The 15,868-nt window shown below is 49.3% G+C and carries 15 protein-coding genes; 10 read left to right on the top strand and 5 right to left on the bottom strand.

The annotated features are described in order from the left end of the window. Positions 1-6 precede the first annotated feature (6 nt). Positions 7-447 (bottom strand): DUF3319 domain-containing protein, encoded by a 441-nt coding sequence (locus VV869_RS06685; protein WP_337734211.1) that lies wholly within the window; start codon positions 445-447, stop codon positions 7-9. A gap of 177 nt (positions 448-624) precedes the next feature. Here VV869_RS06685 and VV869_RS06680 point away from each other — a divergent pair, with 177 nt between their 5' ends. Then, positions 625-1,107: a hypothetical protein gene (locus tag VV869_RS06680; protein WP_337734210.1), complete on the top strand. Its 483-nt coding sequence runs from the start codon at positions 625-627 to the stop codon at positions 1,105-1,107. Between the two features lie 127 nt (positions 1,108-1,234). Here the strand turns inward: VV869_RS06680 and VV869_RS06675 are convergent, their stop codons facing one another. From VV869_RS06675 to VV869_RS06660, 4 genes are all read right to left on the bottom strand, one after another. After that, a complete protein-coding gene (locus tag VV869_RS06675) occupies positions 1,235-2,668 on the bottom strand; it encodes a glyceraldehyde-3-phosphate dehydrogenase (RefSeq protein ID WP_337734209.1) in 1,434 nt (477 codons plus the stop codon). 562 nt (positions 2,669-3,230) lie between these two features. Continuing rightward, entirely contained in the window at positions 3,231-5,084 is a 1,854-nt protein-coding gene (gene malZ, locus VV869_RS06670; protein WP_337734386.1) for a maltodextrin glucosidase, read from the bottom strand. 142 nt (positions 5,085-5,226) lie between these two features. Continuing rightward, the gene (locus VV869_RS06665; protein WP_337734208.1) at positions 5,227-5,730 is read right to left on the bottom strand and encodes a DUF4174 domain-containing protein; all 504 of its coding nucleotides are present in this window, start codon (positions 5,728-5,730) and stop codon (positions 5,227-5,229) included. 183 nt (positions 5,731-5,913) lie between these two features. Further along, positions 5,914-6,840, bottom strand: a complete 927-nt coding sequence (locus VV869_RS06660; protein WP_337734207.1) for a LysR family transcriptional regulator — start codon at positions 6,838-6,840, stop codon at positions 5,914-5,916. Positions 6,841-7,026: 186 nt separating this feature from the next. Between VV869_RS06660 and VV869_RS06655 the strand changes: the two genes are divergently transcribed. The 9 genes from VV869_RS06655 to VV869_RS06615 all read left to right on the top strand — a co-directional run bounded on the left by VV869_RS06655 (position 7,027) and on the right by VV869_RS06615 (position 15,769). Beyond that, positions 7,027-8,220, top strand: coding sequence for a glycine C-acetyltransferase (locus VV869_RS06655; RefSeq protein ID WP_337734206.1), 1,194 nt, complete (start codon positions 7,027-7,029; stop codon positions 8,218-8,220). Positions 8,221-8,376: 156 nt separating this feature from the next. Further along, the gene (gene tdh, locus VV869_RS06650) at positions 8,377-9,408 is read left to right on the top strand and encodes an L-threonine 3-dehydrogenase (protein ID WP_337734204.1); all 1,032 of its coding nucleotides are present in this window, start codon (positions 8,377-8,379) and stop codon (positions 9,406-9,408) included. A 397-nt stretch (positions 9,409-9,805) separates the two neighbouring features. Next, positions 9,806-10,210: a LexA family protein gene (locus tag VV869_RS06645; RefSeq protein WP_337734203.1), complete on the top strand. Its 405-nt coding sequence runs from the start codon at positions 9,806-9,808 to the stop codon at positions 10,208-10,210. Continuing rightward, the gene (locus VV869_RS06640) at positions 10,210-11,469 is read left to right on the top strand and encodes a Y-family DNA polymerase (RefSeq protein WP_337734202.1); all 1,260 of its coding nucleotides are present in this window, start codon (positions 10,210-10,212) and stop codon (positions 11,467-11,469) included. The genes VV869_RS06645 and VV869_RS06640 overlap by 1 nt, the downstream gene beginning before the upstream one ends. A gap of 447 nt (positions 11,470-11,916) precedes the next feature. Next, the gene (locus VV869_RS06635; RefSeq protein WP_337734201.1) at positions 11,917-12,498 is read left to right on the top strand and encodes an SLATT domain-containing protein; all 582 of its coding nucleotides are present in this window, start codon (positions 11,917-11,919) and stop codon (positions 12,496-12,498) included. A gap of 156 nt (positions 12,499-12,654) precedes the next feature. Continuing rightward, positions 12,655-13,494 carry an abortive infection family protein gene (locus tag VV869_RS06630; protein ID WP_337734200.1) on the top strand — a complete coding sequence of 280 codons (840 nt, stop codon included), beginning with the start codon at positions 12,655-12,657 and terminating at the stop codon, positions 13,492-13,494. 374 nt (positions 13,495-13,868) lie between these two features. Beyond that, complete coding sequence (locus VV869_RS06625) at positions 13,869-14,843, top strand: hypothetical protein (RefSeq protein ID WP_337734199.1); 975 nt, start codon at positions 13,869-13,871, stop codon at positions 14,841-14,843. Positions 14,844-14,956: 113 nt separating this feature from the next. Next, on the top strand, positions 14,957-15,463 hold the full coding sequence (locus VV869_RS06620; RefSeq protein ID WP_337734198.1) for a hypothetical protein: 507 nt from the start codon (positions 14,957-14,959) through the stop codon (positions 15,461-15,463). A 3-nt stretch (positions 15,464-15,466) separates the two neighbouring features. Beyond that, positions 15,467-15,769, top strand: coding sequence for a hypothetical protein (locus VV869_RS06615; protein WP_337734197.1), 303 nt, complete (start codon positions 15,467-15,469; stop codon positions 15,767-15,769). Positions 15,770-15,868: the final 99 nt, after the last annotated feature.

Here is a 15,868-nt window from a genome sequence, read left to right as displayed (position 1 = left end):
GACATCTCAGGCATATTGCGCTCGCGCCAAGGCCTGGTTGATTCTCTGTTCAATGGCTTTGCGCGTTCCTTTAAACAACTGGCCCCGGTGCAGCATGTACCATTCATTCGATGCGCCGGAGTCGTTGATGATTTTGAAGCCGCGATGGATCACGATCTGACGCTTGAGGGCGGAGTCGTCACGGCCTTTCGAGCCGGATTTCAGCGCGATTTGCTTGTCGCACCACCAGTCGATCCGCGCTTTCAGTGCATCCAGCTCACCGGAGATCACTTGCTGATTGACTTTGGCTTTCCAGTCTCCGGCGTTCCCGGTGGCGTTTTCCACCAGATGTTCCCGGTAAACCAGTCGCTCAACCACCGGAAGAAGCGGTTCTGAACTGAACAGACGCGTGTTGCGTTGCGCCCGGCGGGTGCCGAGTGGGTTTGCCAGAAACTTCAACAGAGACATGCTTTTTCCTCCCTCATGGTGATTAACGTGACTAAGAATAAAGTCACAATGGTCAGCAAAAATGGAAAGAATGAGGAGGAAATAAGGAAATGGAATAACATACATTTTAAATGTATGATTGGTCTAAGGTGATTTTGCCAGCCTGTTGATGAAAAAATCCAATCAGGGGAAGAGCTTATGGGTGACTTTGAATTTCTGGTGCTTGCCAGGGTATTGCATGTTTCAGGGGTGGTGATGTGGATTGGCGGGGTCGCCTTTGTGACGACAGTGCTGATCCCATCCCTCAGAAAGACGACGGATGCCGAGCAGCGTTTAGCGCTGTTTGAACAGCTGGAGGGCCGGTTTGGTTTACAGGCGAAGCTTACGACCCTGATCACCGGCGCCAGCGGCTATTACATGCTGGAAACGCTCAATGCCTGGGATCGCTATCTGCATCCACAGTTCTGGTGGATGCACCTGATGACCGCTGTGTGGGGGATCTTTACTCTGGTGCTTTTTGTGCTGGAGCCTTGGGTCCTGCACCGATGGTTTCATCAGCAGGCTGTGAAAAATAGTGAGCGGGCTTTTGTCTGGTTGCACCGCATGCATCAGGGATTGCTGAGCCTCAGTTTGGTTGCAGTCTTCGGCGCTGTGGCCGGGGCCAACGGGTATGCATTTTAGGTTCAGGCTGAACCGGGCAGTGGGTTCAGGGACTCAGGTGTGGCCTGAAATGAAAAATGCCGCCCCGTGGAGCGGAGGCGGCAAAGAGCAAGAGGTTATTTATAGTTATCTTTCAGCTAGTTATTGATTAAGCTGCTGGGTAAGTTTTGTAACGTACACCCATCATTTGTTCCATACAGTGAACAACCTGGCAGCTGTAGCCGAACTCGTTATCGTACCAGATGTACAGCACGCAACGCTTATCTTGAGCAATCGTCGCCTGGCCGTCAACAACACCCGCGTGGCGAGAGCCAACGATGTCTGTTGAAACGATTTCGGTTGATTGTGTGTAATCAATCTGACCGGACAGTGGTGAGTTAATCGACATCTCACGCAGGTAGTTGTTCAGCTCTTCAGCAGAAACATCTTTTTCCAGGTTCAGGTTGGCAATCGCCATAGAGACGTTTGGCGTCGGGACGCGGATCGCGTTACCGGTCAGTTTACCCGCCATTTCCGGCAGCGCTTTCGCAACGGCTTTCGCAGCACCGGTTGAGGTCAGAACCATGTTCAGCGCTGCAGAACGGCCACGACGGTCGCCTTTGTGGAAGTTGTCGATCAGGTTCTGGTCGTTGGTGTACGAATGAACCGTTTCGATGTGACCAGACAGTACGCCGTACTTGTCGTTCACCGCTTTCAGAACCGGTGTGATGGCGTTGGTGGTGCAGCTGGCTGCGGAGATGATCTTGTCTTCATCCAGAATCACAGACTCGTTGACACCGAAGACCACGTTTTTGATGTCGCCTTTGCCTGGTGCAGTCAGCAGAACTTTCGCAGCGCCCGGAGAGGTCAGGTGCTGGCTCAGGCCTTCAGCGTCACGCCACATACCGGTGTTGTCGACAACCAGCGCGTTGTTGATACCGTAGGCGGTGTAGTCAACTTCTGCCGGGCTGTTCGCGTAGATCACCTGGATGTAGTTACCGTTCACGATAATTGCTTTACGCTCTTCATCGACAGTAATGCTGCCGTTGAACTGACCATGAACAGAATCACGGCGCAGCAGGCTGGCACGTTTTTCCAAGTCGCCACCTTTACCGCGAACCACGATGGCACGCAAGCGCAGTGGGTAACCCTGACCGCTCTTGTCAATCAGCAGGCGAGCCAGCAGACGACCGATACGACCGAAGCCGTACAGTACGACATCACGTGACTCAAGAGACAGCGAGCTGCTCAGTGACTCAGCCAGTGCAGTTTGCAGGTAATCTGTCAGGTTGTTTTCGTCTTCGTTCTTGCTCCAATAGTCGTGCGCCAGGCGGCCAACATCGACGCGGCAAGGGGACAGGTCCATTTCGGTGAGTGCTTGAACCAGTGGCAGAGTCTGTGCTGGCGATAGTTCATTGCCGGTGTAACGGCGTGCAAAGCGGTGTGCTTTGATGATATCGATGACAGAGGCGTTCACGATTTGGCGACCGAACAGCAGGACTTCAACGCCTTTCTGACGGTATAGCTGGCCAAGTAGTGGTGAGATGGATTCTGCATTGGTTTGGCTTGTTTGCCAGTCTAGAAGATATTTTTCCGGACTCATCTTTGCTTAGGACCTTTCACGTTGGGGAAAAGAAACAGGCATTAACCCTGTTCGTTGTTGTCATTTTTATGCGGCGCAGTGTAACGTTTGCGTCGTTTTTATCCTAGTAAAATTAATGGCTTGGAAAGTGTGATCGGGATCGGTTCGGGCCAGTGATCGTGGTCATGTTTTTCACGTCCGGCGTCATACGGCTGACATCAATTCGTCATACTTATTTTTTAACGATTCATTTACCTTTTGCTCATTGATCAGAGACTTAGTCCAAACGAAGTACGTAAACAATGAGTTTCTTTCAAGAAGGGCTGCGAAAAGCAGGTGAAAAGTAATGGTATTTAGGGATTGGGCGGAGCTTCGGCTGAGTTATTCTGCGTGAGAAGCATAACATTCATAAAAACTGCTGTCAGACGATGAAGAAATAGCCGAACTCAGTGCTGATTTCTTTTTGATTGGTGGTGTTCACTTCTATGTATACGGTTTCTGGCGCTTTATGCTGCTGGTCTTCAGTGCTGCTCTTTAGTTGTACGGGGGAGCATTTATATCGATTTGCTCCCCCTGATTCTGATCAGACTTGCGTCAGCAACAATCCTTCCTTGCCGGCCAGGGTGATTGCCAGATGTCCGTCTTTCACTTGCCATTCATCTCCGGTGAGCAGATCTTGCAAGACCGCGTGCTCAACGCCCAGTTGCCAGATCGGGAGGCTGAGGGTTTTGGCATGGTCGCTGTTGTTCAGCAGGCATAAGCTGAACGTATTGTCCAAGGTACGGGCGAATGCCAGTTGCTGATGTTCGGCATGGAGCCACTGGAGGCTGCCTTCCTGAAGCGCCGGGGATGACTTGCGCAACTGGATCAACCGGGTAACAAAGTCCAGCATCTCATGGGGCTGCTCGGTGCGCTCCCACGGGAAGCAGCGGCGATTGTCCGGATCCTGACCGCCTTCCAGCGCCACTTCGGTGCCGTAATACAGGCAGGGGGTCCCGACATAGGCAAACAGCATCAGCAGGGCCAGCTTCATGGTGTCCTGATCGCCGTCAAGCATGGTCAGGAATCGCATGGTGTCGTGACTGTCCAGCTGGTTCAATTGGGTGAGCTGGTTCTGCCACGGGATTTTGCCGCGGGCTTCGTTGAGCCAGTCGACCAGTTCTTCTGCGTTGATCTGGCAGCGATGATAGGCAATGTCTAACCCGGCAAAGAAGGCCCGTACCGGGTGGGCAAAGCCGTAATAGTTCATGGCCCCGTCTTCCTGATCGCCTTGTAGCCACTGGGTGGCTTCAAAGAAATGCTCGCCCAGCACATAGCTGTCGGGGTTGACCGACTTGGCGGCGTCACGGAACGCTTTGACGTAGTGGGCGTTATTGACCGCCCCGGCGCCTTCTCCCAGCATATGGATCACATCGAAACGCCAGCCGTCAATCTGATAGGGGGGTTGCAGCCAGTGCTTGATCACGGCTTCCTCACCGGCATAAATAAAGTCCTGCACGGCCGGGTTGGAGAAGTTCAGTTTCGGCAGCGAGCTGATCCCTTTCCAGCCAATGTATTCATTGCTGTCGCCGTCGAACTGATAGTACTCGCGATAGGTTGAGGTCGGATGATTGTAGGCGCCGGGCTCACCTGTGTTGCGTTGGTGCTTATCAAACCAGGGATGATCAACCGAGGTATGGTTATAGACGGCATCCAGGATAATTTTCATCCCGCGCTGGTGGAGATCCCCGACCATGTCCGCAAACTGTGCGTTGGTGCCCAGGTGCGGGTCGACCTGGTGATAATCGGTGGTGTCGTATTTATGGTTACTCGGCGCGGTAAAAATCGGGTTGAGATAGAGCGCTGTGATCCCCAGCGTCTGGAGATAATCCAGCTTGCTGTGAATCCCGGCTAAATCGCCGCCGTAAAATTCATTCGGCCCGTTCCCTTCATGATAGTCAGACACCGGCGCGCCCCAGGCTTTCGCGACCGTTGGCCGTTCATCGCCCCGCAGGCAGTATTCATCTGACTGGACGCTGATGCTTGGATCGCCGTTGGCAAAACGATCCGGGAAAATTTGGTAAAACACCTGCTGTTTGACCCAGGCCGGTGGTTGATCCCGGCGGTTGAACTTAAAGTGGGCTTCTTTGCCCGGCACCCGCGGGGTCACGCCCTGTGCGTGTAGCCACCACTGGCGGTTGTTCTGCATGATCTTAAAACAGTAGTGGGTGAGGGGAATATCGCTGTTGAGCGGGATCTCCCCATGCCAGTATTGCAGGCGGCCGCAGGTTTCGCCGCGCGCCATGTCGAGCAGCTCTTCCTCGTTGTCTGGTTCGCAGCGGACAAAAATGGCTGAAATCTGACGGTCGGATTCGCTGACCATCGTGACTTTCAGGTGGTGCTGGGTCGGTGTCACCCAAAAGGCATCCTGACCATGGAACAAGTAGGGTGTCTTCATCATTCTTCTTCTCTACCATGCATGGGAGGTTAATGTGGGACACCATACTGGCTCTGGCACGTGATGAAATCCACCCCAGAAGGGGCTTAGACGGCGTAGTCCGGGAGGCGTAGAAAGAGTTTTGGAAATGCTTCACATTCTTTCAGATAGCACAGCGGCTGGTTTTCATCGCCATTTCTTGCTGGCGAAGGGGCATGCTGTCAATTAATTCAGTGAGGTAGCGCCAATTTGTCACTTCACTCCAGCGGTGTTTCTCCTTGCCGTCCTTGCCGATTAAGATGGCTGTATGGGCATCCGGGGCAATATTATATTTTTGTGTCAGCATCTGAATGTCCTCAGGGCTGAACAGATTCGCAGGCTGGTTGAAGCCGTCATGGGTGATCACAATCGTGACCACATCCCGTTCTTGCAGCAGGCAATCGTTCATCAGGACCTCACGCTGGAATGCCTGAACGTGCTGATCATATTGCGGGGCAAAATAGAGAATACTGCGATGGTGCCAGTGCAGGGAGTCCGGCGGATAGGCCCGGGCGACGGGCGCGGTTGCCAACCAGGTGCCGAAAAACAGAGCCAAGCAACATAGAGCGCTAAGGGGCAGGGCATGACGGGTGAAGGTGCGACAGCAACGTTGCGGTATCATTTTCATCGGTTCTCTCCTGGACCGGGTGAGACCAATCAAACCTGGCTACATCCTTGTAACGGTGCCACGGGTTGGGCGGATCACGCTATCGTGTGTTTTGATACGCGTTAGGCTTAATCCAGTATAGCTGAAGCGTTGCGAGGCCAATATGGGTGGATTTATGCTAAGAAAGTTCGATTTTGAGGTTTATTATGATTCTACCGTGTACTGGGGCAAGTGTTCGGAGACGTAATCAATGAAGACCCGCAGACGCGCCGGCATGAATTTCGTCTGGGCAAATTGCATGACGATATCCCCCTGGTAGTTGCCTTTCAGGGTCCAGTCACTCAGCACTTCCACCACGCTGCCTTCTTCCAGTGCGCGTTTAATCACAAAATCCGGGAAGATCCCAATCCCCAGACCATCCAGCACGCCTTTCAGCCGCATCTGCGAGTGATTGACCGCATAACGTCCTTTGACCGGAACCGAATGAAATTCGTCATCTTTCACGAAGTCCCAGATGTGGTCGGTCGGTGTTTCGCCCAGGTAGATGCAATCGTGGTTCAGCAAATCAGTCGGGACGCGTGGCGTGCCGCGCTGGGCCAGATAATCCGGGCTGGCGCACAGGCTCAGGCGCACTTTGCCGATTTGTTTCAGCACCAGCCCTTCGCTTGGCTTTTCTGTTAAGCGGAACACCACGTCGATGCCTTCGGAGATCAAATCGATTTCTCCGTCAGAGGCTTTTAGCTTCAGTTCAATATTGGGGTATTGGGCCAGAAACGGCTTAACCAGCGGTTGCAGCACGATACTTAAAAAAGCTTTCGGGGCGGCAACGGTCAATGAGCCGGACGGCGTTTCATGCTCTGAGCTGGTAAATTCCACGATCTGCTTGGTGGTTTGTAAAATGGTGCAGCATTGATCGTAGATCCCCTTGCCCGACTGGGTGATCACCAGTTTGCGAGTGGTTCGCTCAAGCAGTTTGGCCGAAAGCGTCGTTTCCAACCGGGAGATCTGCTTGCTGAGCGCTGACGGGGTCACCCCCAGTTTTTTCGCGGCAGCCGTGAAGCTGCCTTCATCCACGACAATCTTAAAAACCGCCAGTTCCGGCATTAAGGCAATCAGGGTATTTGTGTCCATAGTTCAAGAGTCCTTTTCCAGGTCAGGGGATAATAGTCCGAATAGGCTTGGATTAGAATGGCTGGCGTTGAAACATCCTGTTAACTGAACATTTTTTCAGACAGATCACCTAACCTGATTATATGGACAACTGTCTGGTGAATGACGTTACGGCGTGCATTTGCAGAATCTAATGAGAGGAACATCATGTCAGCTGCATTCTACGACCAAATCAAACAGCAAATCGAACAAGTAAAAGCTGAAGGTTTGTACAAATCTGAGCGTGTGATCACTTCAGCACAAAAAGCGGCTGTTTCGATTAACACGGGCGAGGAAGTCCTGAATTTCTGTGCCAACAACTACCTGGGCCTGGCGAATCACCCGGCTCTGATCGAAGCGGCAAAAGCCGGGATGGATCAGCACGGCTTCGGTATGGCCTCAGTGCGTTTCATCTGTGGTACGCAGGACTCGCACAAAGAGCTCGAGCGCAAGCTGTCTGACTTCCTGGGAATGGAAGATACCATCCTTTATACCTCTTGTTTCGACGCCAACGCCGGCCTGTTTGAAACCATCCTGGACGCTGAAGATGCCATCATTTCTGATGCGCTGAACCACGCATCGATCATCGATGGCGTGCGTCTGTGTAAAGCCAAGCGTTTCCGCTACGCCAACAACGACATGGCTGAGCTGGAGCAACAACTGATTGCTGCAGACGAAGCGGGTGTGCGTCATAAACTGATCGTGACTGACGGCGTGTTCTCGATGGACGGCGTCGTCGCGAACCTGCCTGCGATTTGTGATCTGGCAGACAAATACAATGCGCTGGTGATGGTCGATGACTCTCACGCCGTCGGCTTCATGGGCGAGCACGGTCGTGGCACGCACGAATACCACGACGTGATGGGCCGTATCGACATCATCACCGGTACGCTGGGTAAAGCCATGGGTGGTGCATCCGGCGGTTATACTTCCGGTAAGAAAGAAGTGATCGACTGGCTGCGTCAGCGCTCTCGTCCATACCTGTTCTCGAACTCGGTTGCTCCGGCGATTGTCTCTGCGTCTCTGCGCGTGCTGGATCTGCTGGCTGAAAGCGGCTCACTGCGTGATCAGCTGTGGGACAACGCAGCGCACTTCCGTGCCCGCATGACTGAAGCTGGTTTCACCCTGGCAGGTGCTGACCACGCGATCATCCCAATCATGCTGGGTGATGCGAAAGTGGCAGCCGAGTTTGCCGAGCGCGCGCTGGCGAAAGGCATTTACGTGGTTGGCTTCTCCTTCCCGGTGGTGCCGAAAGGTCAGGCCCGTATCCGTACACAGATGTCTGCGGCCCATACTCGCGAGCAGCTGGACCAAGCAATTGATGCCTTTATCGAAGTCGGTAAAGACATGGGCATCATCTAATCCAGGCAATTGGGCATGTGTTGCCCAAACGACTTAGGCCCGAAATGACTTGGGCCTGAGATGACCTGGAACTGTACGACCAGGTTGTGAATAACGAGCAATGAATAGATTTTACTCTCCCGAACCATTGCGGGAGAGTCATTCGGACAAGAGATTATGAAAATTAAAGCGCTTTCAAAGCTGAAGCCTGAAGAAGGCATCTGGATGACCGAAGTGGACAAGCCGGAGCTTGGCCATAACGATCTGCTGATCAAGATTAAGAAAACTGCAATTTGCGGCACTGACGTTCACATCTACAACTGGGATGAGTGGTCACAAAAGACGATTCCGGTCCCGATGGTTGTCGGTCACGAATACGTGGGTGAAGTGGTCGGCATCGGCCAGGAAGTTCGCGGTTTTGAAATCGGCGATCGCGTCTCAGGTGAAGGTCACATCACCTGTGGTCACTGCCGTAACTGTCGTGGCGGCCGTACACACCTATGCCGTAACACCATTGGTGTGGGCGTGAACCGTGAAGGTGCGTTTGCAGAATACCTGGTGATCCCGGCATTCAACGCATTCAAAATTCCGGACGAGATTTCTGACGATCTGGCGTCGATTTTTGACCCGTTTGGCAACGCCGTTCACACTGCGCTGTCGTTCGACCTGGTCGGTGAAGATGTGCTGATCACCGGCGCTGGCCCAATCGGGATCATGGCAGCGGCAGTCGCGAAACACGTCGGTGCCCGTCACGTGGTGATCACCGATGTGAACGAATACCGTCTGGATCTGGCGCGTCAGATGGGTGTGACCCGTGCGGTGAACGTTGCCAAAGAGAAGCTGGAAGATGTTGTTGCAGAGCTGGGCATGACTGAAGGTTTCGATGTCGGTCTGGAAATGTCGGGCAACCCGGCGGCTTTCAACAGCATGCTGACCAACATGAACCACGGCGGCAAGATTGCGCTGCTGGGTATTCCACCTTCAGACATGGGTATCGATTGGAACCAGGTGATCTTCAAAGGCCTGATCATCAAGGGCATCTACGGTCGCGAAATGTTCGAGACTTGGTACAAGATGGCAAGCCTGATCCAATCAGGCCTGGATCTGAATCCAATTATCACCCATCACTTCAAGGTTGATGACTTCCAGAAAGGCTTCGACGCCATGCGTAGCGGGCTTTCCGGCAAGGTTATCCTTGATTGGGAATAAGATTGAGAGCGCTCCGAAAGGGGCGCTTTTTCGTTTCTACTGTGCTGTATGCATAAACAGTAAAATGGAAGATGGGACGGTATTTAGCCCCACGAATGGTCCCATTTTGGTCCCATCACGGTCCCACGGATGGTCCCAGCATCTCCTTTTTGGTCCCATCTAGTCCCATAGCGTAGCCAAGCACTTTCACTCCGGCCTCCCTTCAAATTCCTTCCAGAGCAAAACCTGTCAGTCTCATTTCATCCCTCACCATGTCTGCCAGCCAGTTGTCGATACTGAATCGTCCGCACATCCTGCTTACCTTTTCATCTGTTGATCCATTGAAGTGACAGAGCGCTTGCAAAACGCCCCGGTAGCGTTGAAAATAATACTGTATAAATAACCAGTATTTTGCAATATGAACGTCATCCCAATTTGTGCAAGTGCCGGGATCACCGGCTTTGAAAGCCCGGCCGCCGATTACCTTCAGTTACCGCTCAGCCTGGATGAACTCCTGGTTGAACATCCCAGTGCCACCTTTATCGGGCGGGCACAGGGGCGCTCGATGGAAGGTGTCGGTATATTCGATGGCGATATCCTGATTGTAGATCGACATGTCTCGGTGACAGACCACGATGTCATCGTCGCCAATTTCAATGGTGAATTCGTCTGTAAGATCATCGATACCCGGCAGCGGCGGTTACTCTCTGCAACTTCTGGGTACCCGCCGATCTGGATCGGTGGCGATGATCAGTTTTCTGTCGAAGGCGTAGTGGTCCGCTCGATACGCTGCCACCGGGCCAGCCGGTTACTGGAGGCCTGATGTTTGCCCTGGTTGATGCCAACAGCTTTTATTGCTCTGCCGAGCAGGTATACCGGCCGGACTGGCGCGGAAGGCCGATCATTGTGCTCAGCAATAATGACGGCTGTATCGTGGCCGCAAACCGCCAGGCGCGCGAAGCCGGCATTGAAAAATTTAAGTCGTACTTTGAAGTGAAGGGGCTGTGTAAAGCCAAAGGCGTGATTGTCTGCTCGTCCAACTACGAGCTCTATGGTGACTTGTCCGCCAAGATGATGGAGGTGATCGGCCGCTTTGCGCCGGAGCAACATATCTACTCCATTGATGAATCCTTTCTTTCCTTTCAGCGCTGCAGTAAAGCGATTCCGGATTTCGCGGCCCATGGCAGCTTGCTGAGACGGACGGTATGGAAAGAGTGTCGATTGCCTGTATGTGTCGGCATGGGGCCGTCGCTGACGCTGGCCAAGGTGGCGAATCACGCGGCAAAGAAAATCCCCGGCTACCAGGGCGTTTGTGTGTTGGATGAGAGCAGGGCATGGCGTTCGGTACTGGCGCAGATGACGACCCGAGACATATGGGGGATCGGTGGGCGTATCGCCAGGCGGTTATCGCTGGTGGGGATTGAAACCGCGTTGCAGTTGGCCGATATGCCGCCTGGTCTCGCCAGAAAGCAGTTTAATGTCGAACTGGAGCGGACTGTTCGAGAGCTCAACGGCCAGCCCTGCAAAGTCTGGGATGAAGCCAGGGCAGACAAGAAGCAGATCTTTTCAACCCGCAGTATGGGCCAGCGGATCACGTCCCTGACCGAACTGGAGCAGGCACTGTGTAAACACGCTGGTATTGCCGCCGCCAAGGCGCGCCGACAACAATCGCTGTGCCGCCAGATACTCATTTTTGCCGGGAACTCGCCGTACGACGAAGCGCCAGTGAGCAGACGTTTTCAGTACCGGTTTGCCTTTCCGACAGATGACACCCGGCAGCTGACACAAATCGCATCCCAAGCCGCCAAATCACTCTTTATTCCGGGTGTTCGCTACTACAAGGTGGGCGTCGGGTTAATTGACCTGGAAGATGCCCGCCATGCCCAGCAGGACTTGTTCAACACCTCCCCAGCAGATCCAACGCTGATGAAAGCTTTCGACGGCATCAATGGAAAGTTTGGTTCAGATACTGTGTTCATGGCCGCGCAGGGGATCACCCCCAAGTGGGCGATGCGCCGTGAATTCCTCTCCCCGCAGTACACCACCAAGTGGCGGGACTTGCCGATTATCAAGTGCGGTTAGGGCATTGATAGCTCATTGAAATCATCCCCATGGCTAATCGCGTGCTTAGTTTTCTGTCTGAAGAAATGTGGATTGTGATGCATATCATAAATGTCAGTAACGATTATGGTATTTTGGGGGAATGTCTCACTTTCATTCGATAGCTTGCGTGTTGTCCGGCGGTGGTAACGTTATCCAAGGGCGGTAGCATGTCTGTGAAGAGTTCAACGATCACTACACACCCCTTAGAAGTACTGTGTACGCGTAGTCGGTTTCATTGAATTTGGGCAGACCAACAGACAAAAGCCTGAAACTACTCAAAGCTCCGATGTGAGAAACGGTATTTGGCTGATTTTCATGTTCTATTGAACCAATAGTGATCAGGGAAAAGAAGACTAAACGGCTGTACTAAAACGGACTAATCAGACGTGGCGGGTATAATAAATTGTTGTGTTGATAGGGAATATCGTGCAAAAACAAAATCATATAGAAGAGCTTTACGATAGAATTCGTAAAACAGCATGTAGCCGGTTTTACGCTCATGAACGCTTACAGCTACACAACCTTGCTTCATTGTGGACTATCACATTTTTTTCAATGGGACTGATATTTATCCCTTTAGTTGATACATTTGGTTTGGAGTCTCGCTTTTCACCAAACTATACGAACTTCATACAGGTTGTCTTGGCTATTCTAATTCTGGTTTTCTCCGTACTACTTAGTTTGGCAAACTTTGCAGTTCGTTCTGATCGCATTCATCAATGCGGTATGACTCTAAATGCGTTGGCAATTCGTGTTCATAAAAGTATCAATGATGGTGCCACAGCAGAAGAGTATGCGGCTCTGGCTAAAGAATACGATGATGTTTTACAGAAACATGAAAACCACTCTTCACTGGATTACCTTTATACCAAGAACCACATGAGTAATTATTATAATAACCCATGGTACTTTCCTTTTTACATACGGATAAGGTTCACAATCCAGTTCATTCCTTATGTGCTTTTGCTTCTAGGTGAAAGTTTGTGGATATATTTAATGGTCACTTGAAATTTAATATATCATATTGTTCAAGGAGAATTCACAACGTGTAGGGTTTTTAATATTTGTTTGTTAGTGTTTAAAATCTTTTATTGCAGCTTAGATATATCGTTGTTCATCCCTTAGCATATCGTTAGCACGTAAGTGGAAATAAATAGGTTAGATATGAAAAAAAATATACCAAATCCGGTTATTGCAGTACTTGCTGATAGCCTTCCAACGTTTGAAAGTCATGCATCCATTGATAATCTTTTTTTGTTTGCTGATGCACCATCAGAGCCACCAGAAGGCTCAAAGCAAGTTAAGGTCAATGCTTGGTTAAAGCAAATAAACAAAGAGTGTGATTTTCCTTTAGTCATCCTCGGTAAGATTATAGAACCTTATATGGAATTGCCTGAATCTCCAGAGCCCCAGAATTTTTTCGGCGCTCAGTTTCAAGTGGCAGATCCAAAACAAACACTAAAGACACAACTCGAGAAAGTACTTGCAAGATGTAATTTATTTTATATTTCAGGCGGAATTATTTCTGACGGTACATCACCGACGAGCAAGGCTTTATCCGAGCTAATACAAGGTCGTGACATTCCTTCTATTGATGCCGAGTTTGAAAGGGCTCTTAGCAACGTAAATACAGAACCAAGAGAGGCTGTATCGGCTGCTTGTAATATCCTCGAATCAATATTTAAAGTTTACATCGAGGATGAAAACTTAGAAAAACCTCAGAAACAGGATCTACAGAATGTATGGAAGGTTGTTCGTAAGGATCTGGGTTTCAATACAAATAGTCTTGAAGATGATGACTTAAAGAAAATCTTGTCTGGAATTTTGTCTGTAGTTGATGGTATCGGAGCTTTTCGAACCCATGCTAGTTCAGCTCACGGTCCTGGGCGGAAAATATACAATCTAAAACCAAGGCACGCTCGTCTAGCAGTTCATTCAGCCCACACTATAGCGTTGTTTGTACTAGAAACGTGGGATGAGCGAAAGGCGACAAAAGCGTGCTAACGATGCATCCAACAGAGATTTGTCGCCCGTGGTATTTTTGATTTGCGTTGGGCTTAGTGTATAGGGTGTCATGCGGTAGTTTTCGTAGTGCATGCCAGCACCCCTTAACACGTACATGGGTTCTTCCGATTGTCAGCAGCGTCAAGTAATGTAAGGTTTGGGACTGCCATTCTACATTTGGCTAGTTTACTGCTCCTTGATGCCATGATTGTGGTATATGACCGAGTCTCGGGGCCAGTGTAAGAGTGGCTCTATAGGCTTCCATTCCAAAGTTGGCCTCCGGTAATTACGAGAGCGGACTTACCAAGTGTGGTAAAGCCTGGTGAGGGGGAGTCCATCTCATTCGTTATGCCTCCGAAATAATAGGATAATTTATGGCAAATGAAGATATGCTTCGATATGTAGAAGAAGAAAAGCGGATTAATAAAGAGTATTCTTTGGCATATGAAGAGTTAAACGAAAGGCAGCATTTGTTACAGCGACAGATTGCTCAGCAGCAAGCTCTGCTCCACCATCAAGAGCAACAACTAAACGAAAGTAGAAAAAGGCTCAAAGAAGAGCAGTTAAAGCATGAAAAAGAGCTTATGTTGGAAACTCGCGAACGAGAAAGGTTTTATGAGGAACGTGAACAAGAAATTATTTCTCGTCGGAAACAGTCAGAAGCTTTAATAAGTGCGCAGAAAGTTGAGCTAAATAGTAAACAATTAGAAATTAGAGACAGAGAAAAACAACTGGAAGCAGCCTATATAGAACTAGAACAAGAAAAGGCAAAGTATACAGAAGAAAGTAGAAAGCAGATAGAAAGTAAGTCACAAAATTATGTCAACACAGCATTGACTGGACTTGAATCTAAAGAAAATAATTTTCATTGGCTTTCAAAAATGTGGTCAGGCGTCGGCGCTTTGTCTATCGTTTGTGGCGTTATCTTTATGATAGCCTCAACTTTCTACGGCGCTGAAATTTTCCATAACTCACAGGGATTTACATGGACATATTTTCTCTACATAACGTTTAGAGGGTTAGTGGTCGTTGCAATGTTTGTTGCTCTTGCACGTTATGCATTCATTTTTAGTAATTCATATATGCATGAATCGCTAAAAAACTCAGAGCGCAGACATGCCATCAATTTCGGTAAGTTTTATTTAGAAGCGTATGGAGCCAATGCAAGTTGGGATCAAGTTAAAGATGCGTTTCAGCACTGGAATATTAGTAGCGATAGCGCTTTTACTAAGAAGAATACGACAGAGTTTGATCCTAAAATTATGGAAAATGTTGTGGAACTAAGTAAAGCAATGTCTCGAAATACCCCTAGTAGTAAAGTAGAAGCTCATTCGCAATCTAAGGTATAACAAACAATCAAGGTGTACTGCCACATTCGTGGTTTTGGTATGAGGCTTGAAGCGCTGTGCTAGTTTAGAGCGGAGCACCTTATTTCAGGCGTTAGCCTCACAAGGAGAACATATTGAGAAATTGTCTTAAATCTATACTCTTTTTATCAGCCTTTTCACCAGCATTGTTAGCTTTGGCTGGTGTAAGGTACTATTCGGTGGGGTTGGACACTGTTTTTTACCAACTTGCAGCCGTTGCCGTCATGGGAATGACTTTACCTTTTTTAATTCTTTCTCTCGTAAGAAAGCAAGCTGAGATAATTAATTTTAAAGCAAAAAAAGTTGAGTCTGCGGACTACTTGCTGCTTGTATTTCTTGGTAGCTATATTGCCCCCATAATCATGAAAGTAGCAGAAATTAATTTTGAAATAACTGCATTAATTGTTGGGATATTGTTTGTGGCAGTATGGTTTATTTCATATATTCCAACCCATCCTCTTTTGTATATAGCTAAATTCAGGTTTTACAAAGTAGAGTCTGATAGTGGTATGGTCTATGTGCTTATGGCAAAAAGAGTGATCAGAAGTCCGAAAAGCATCAAAGAAGTGAAACAAATATCAAATAGTATGTTAATGGAGTAATATATGTCGTTTAATCTTTTTGCGCTTACAAATGATCCTTCAAAAAGAATAGTAAGATTTGAACTGTCAAGTGACGTACAAAACGAATTAACAAATTATCTTACAGCACAGGAAGAAACATTTGATAAAGCTGAAGATGAAATTGAGTTTGATGGTAAATATAAACCTGATGAGGGTGAAGTCCTTTTTATTGATGGTTATGATGATATAGATGATTTATCATCTGCTATCAAAAATCCACTAAGTACAGAAGTTGTTGAACCAACAGAGGAGTTTTTTACGGCTTTGTTGACTAAATCGGCGTGAACTTTTCTTGCAGTCAGTGATCTGATCTTGTGACGTTTACTGACAGGCCACCCTCATGGGAAAAAGCACTTACCGAACAGATAACTGGAAAGAGTACAA

Source organism: Photobacterium sp. MCCC 1A19761 (assembly GCF_037389125.1).
Lineage (GTDB): Bacteria > Pseudomonadota > Gammaproteobacteria > Enterobacterales > Vibrionaceae > Photobacterium.
Note: the sequence above shows the minus strand (reverse complement) of the source record. Positions and strands in the feature narration are given on the sequence as shown.

Excerpts from the sequence above, each read along its gene's own strand:
- VV869_RS06625 (WP_337734199.1), top strand. The coding sequence starts at position 13,869 with ATGGCAAATGAAGATATGCTTCGATATGTAGAAGAAGAAAAGCGGATT.
- VV869_RS06615 (WP_337734197.1), top strand. The coding sequence starts at position 15,467 with ATGTCGTTTAATCTTTTTGCGCTTACAAATGATCCTTCAAAAAGAATA.
- VV869_RS06660 (WP_337734207.1), bottom strand. The coding sequence starts at position 6,840 with ATGGACACAAATACCCTGATTGCCTTAATGCCGGAACTGGCGGTTTTT.
- VV869_RS06685 (WP_337734211.1), bottom strand. The coding sequence starts at position 447 with ATGTCTCTGTTGAAGTTTCTGGCAAACCCACTCGGCACCCGCCGGGCG.
- malZ (WP_337734386.1), bottom strand. The coding sequence starts at position 5,084 with ATGAAGACACCCTACTTGTTCCATGGTCAGGATGCCTTTTGGGTGACA.
- VV869_RS06645 (WP_337734203.1), top strand. The coding sequence starts at position 9,806 with ATGAACGTCATCCCAATTTGTGCAAGTGCCGGGATCACCGGCTTTGAA.
- VV869_RS06665 (WP_337734208.1), bottom strand. The coding sequence starts at position 5,730 with ATGAAAATGATACCGCAACGTTGCTGTCGCACCTTCACCCGTCATGCC.
- VV869_RS06675 (WP_337734209.1), bottom strand. The coding sequence starts at position 2,668 with ATGAGTCCGGAAAAATATCTTCTAGACTGGCAAACAAGCCAAACCAAT.
- VV869_RS06640 (WP_337734202.1), top strand. The coding sequence starts at position 10,210 with ATGTTTGCCCTGGTTGATGCCAACAGCTTTTATTGCTCTGCCGAGCAG.
- VV869_RS06630 (WP_337734200.1), top strand. The coding sequence starts at position 12,655 with ATGAAAAAAAATATACCAAATCCGGTTATTGCAGTACTTGCTGATAGC.
- tdh (WP_337734204.1), top strand. The coding sequence starts at position 8,377 with ATGAAAATTAAAGCGCTTTCAAAGCTGAAGCCTGAAGAAGGCATCTGG.
- VV869_RS06655 (WP_337734206.1), top strand. The coding sequence starts at position 7,027 with ATGTCAGCTGCATTCTACGACCAAATCAAACAGCAAATCGAACAAGTA.
- VV869_RS06680 (WP_337734210.1), top strand. The coding sequence starts at position 625 with ATGGGTGACTTTGAATTTCTGGTGCTTGCCAGGGTATTGCATGTTTCA.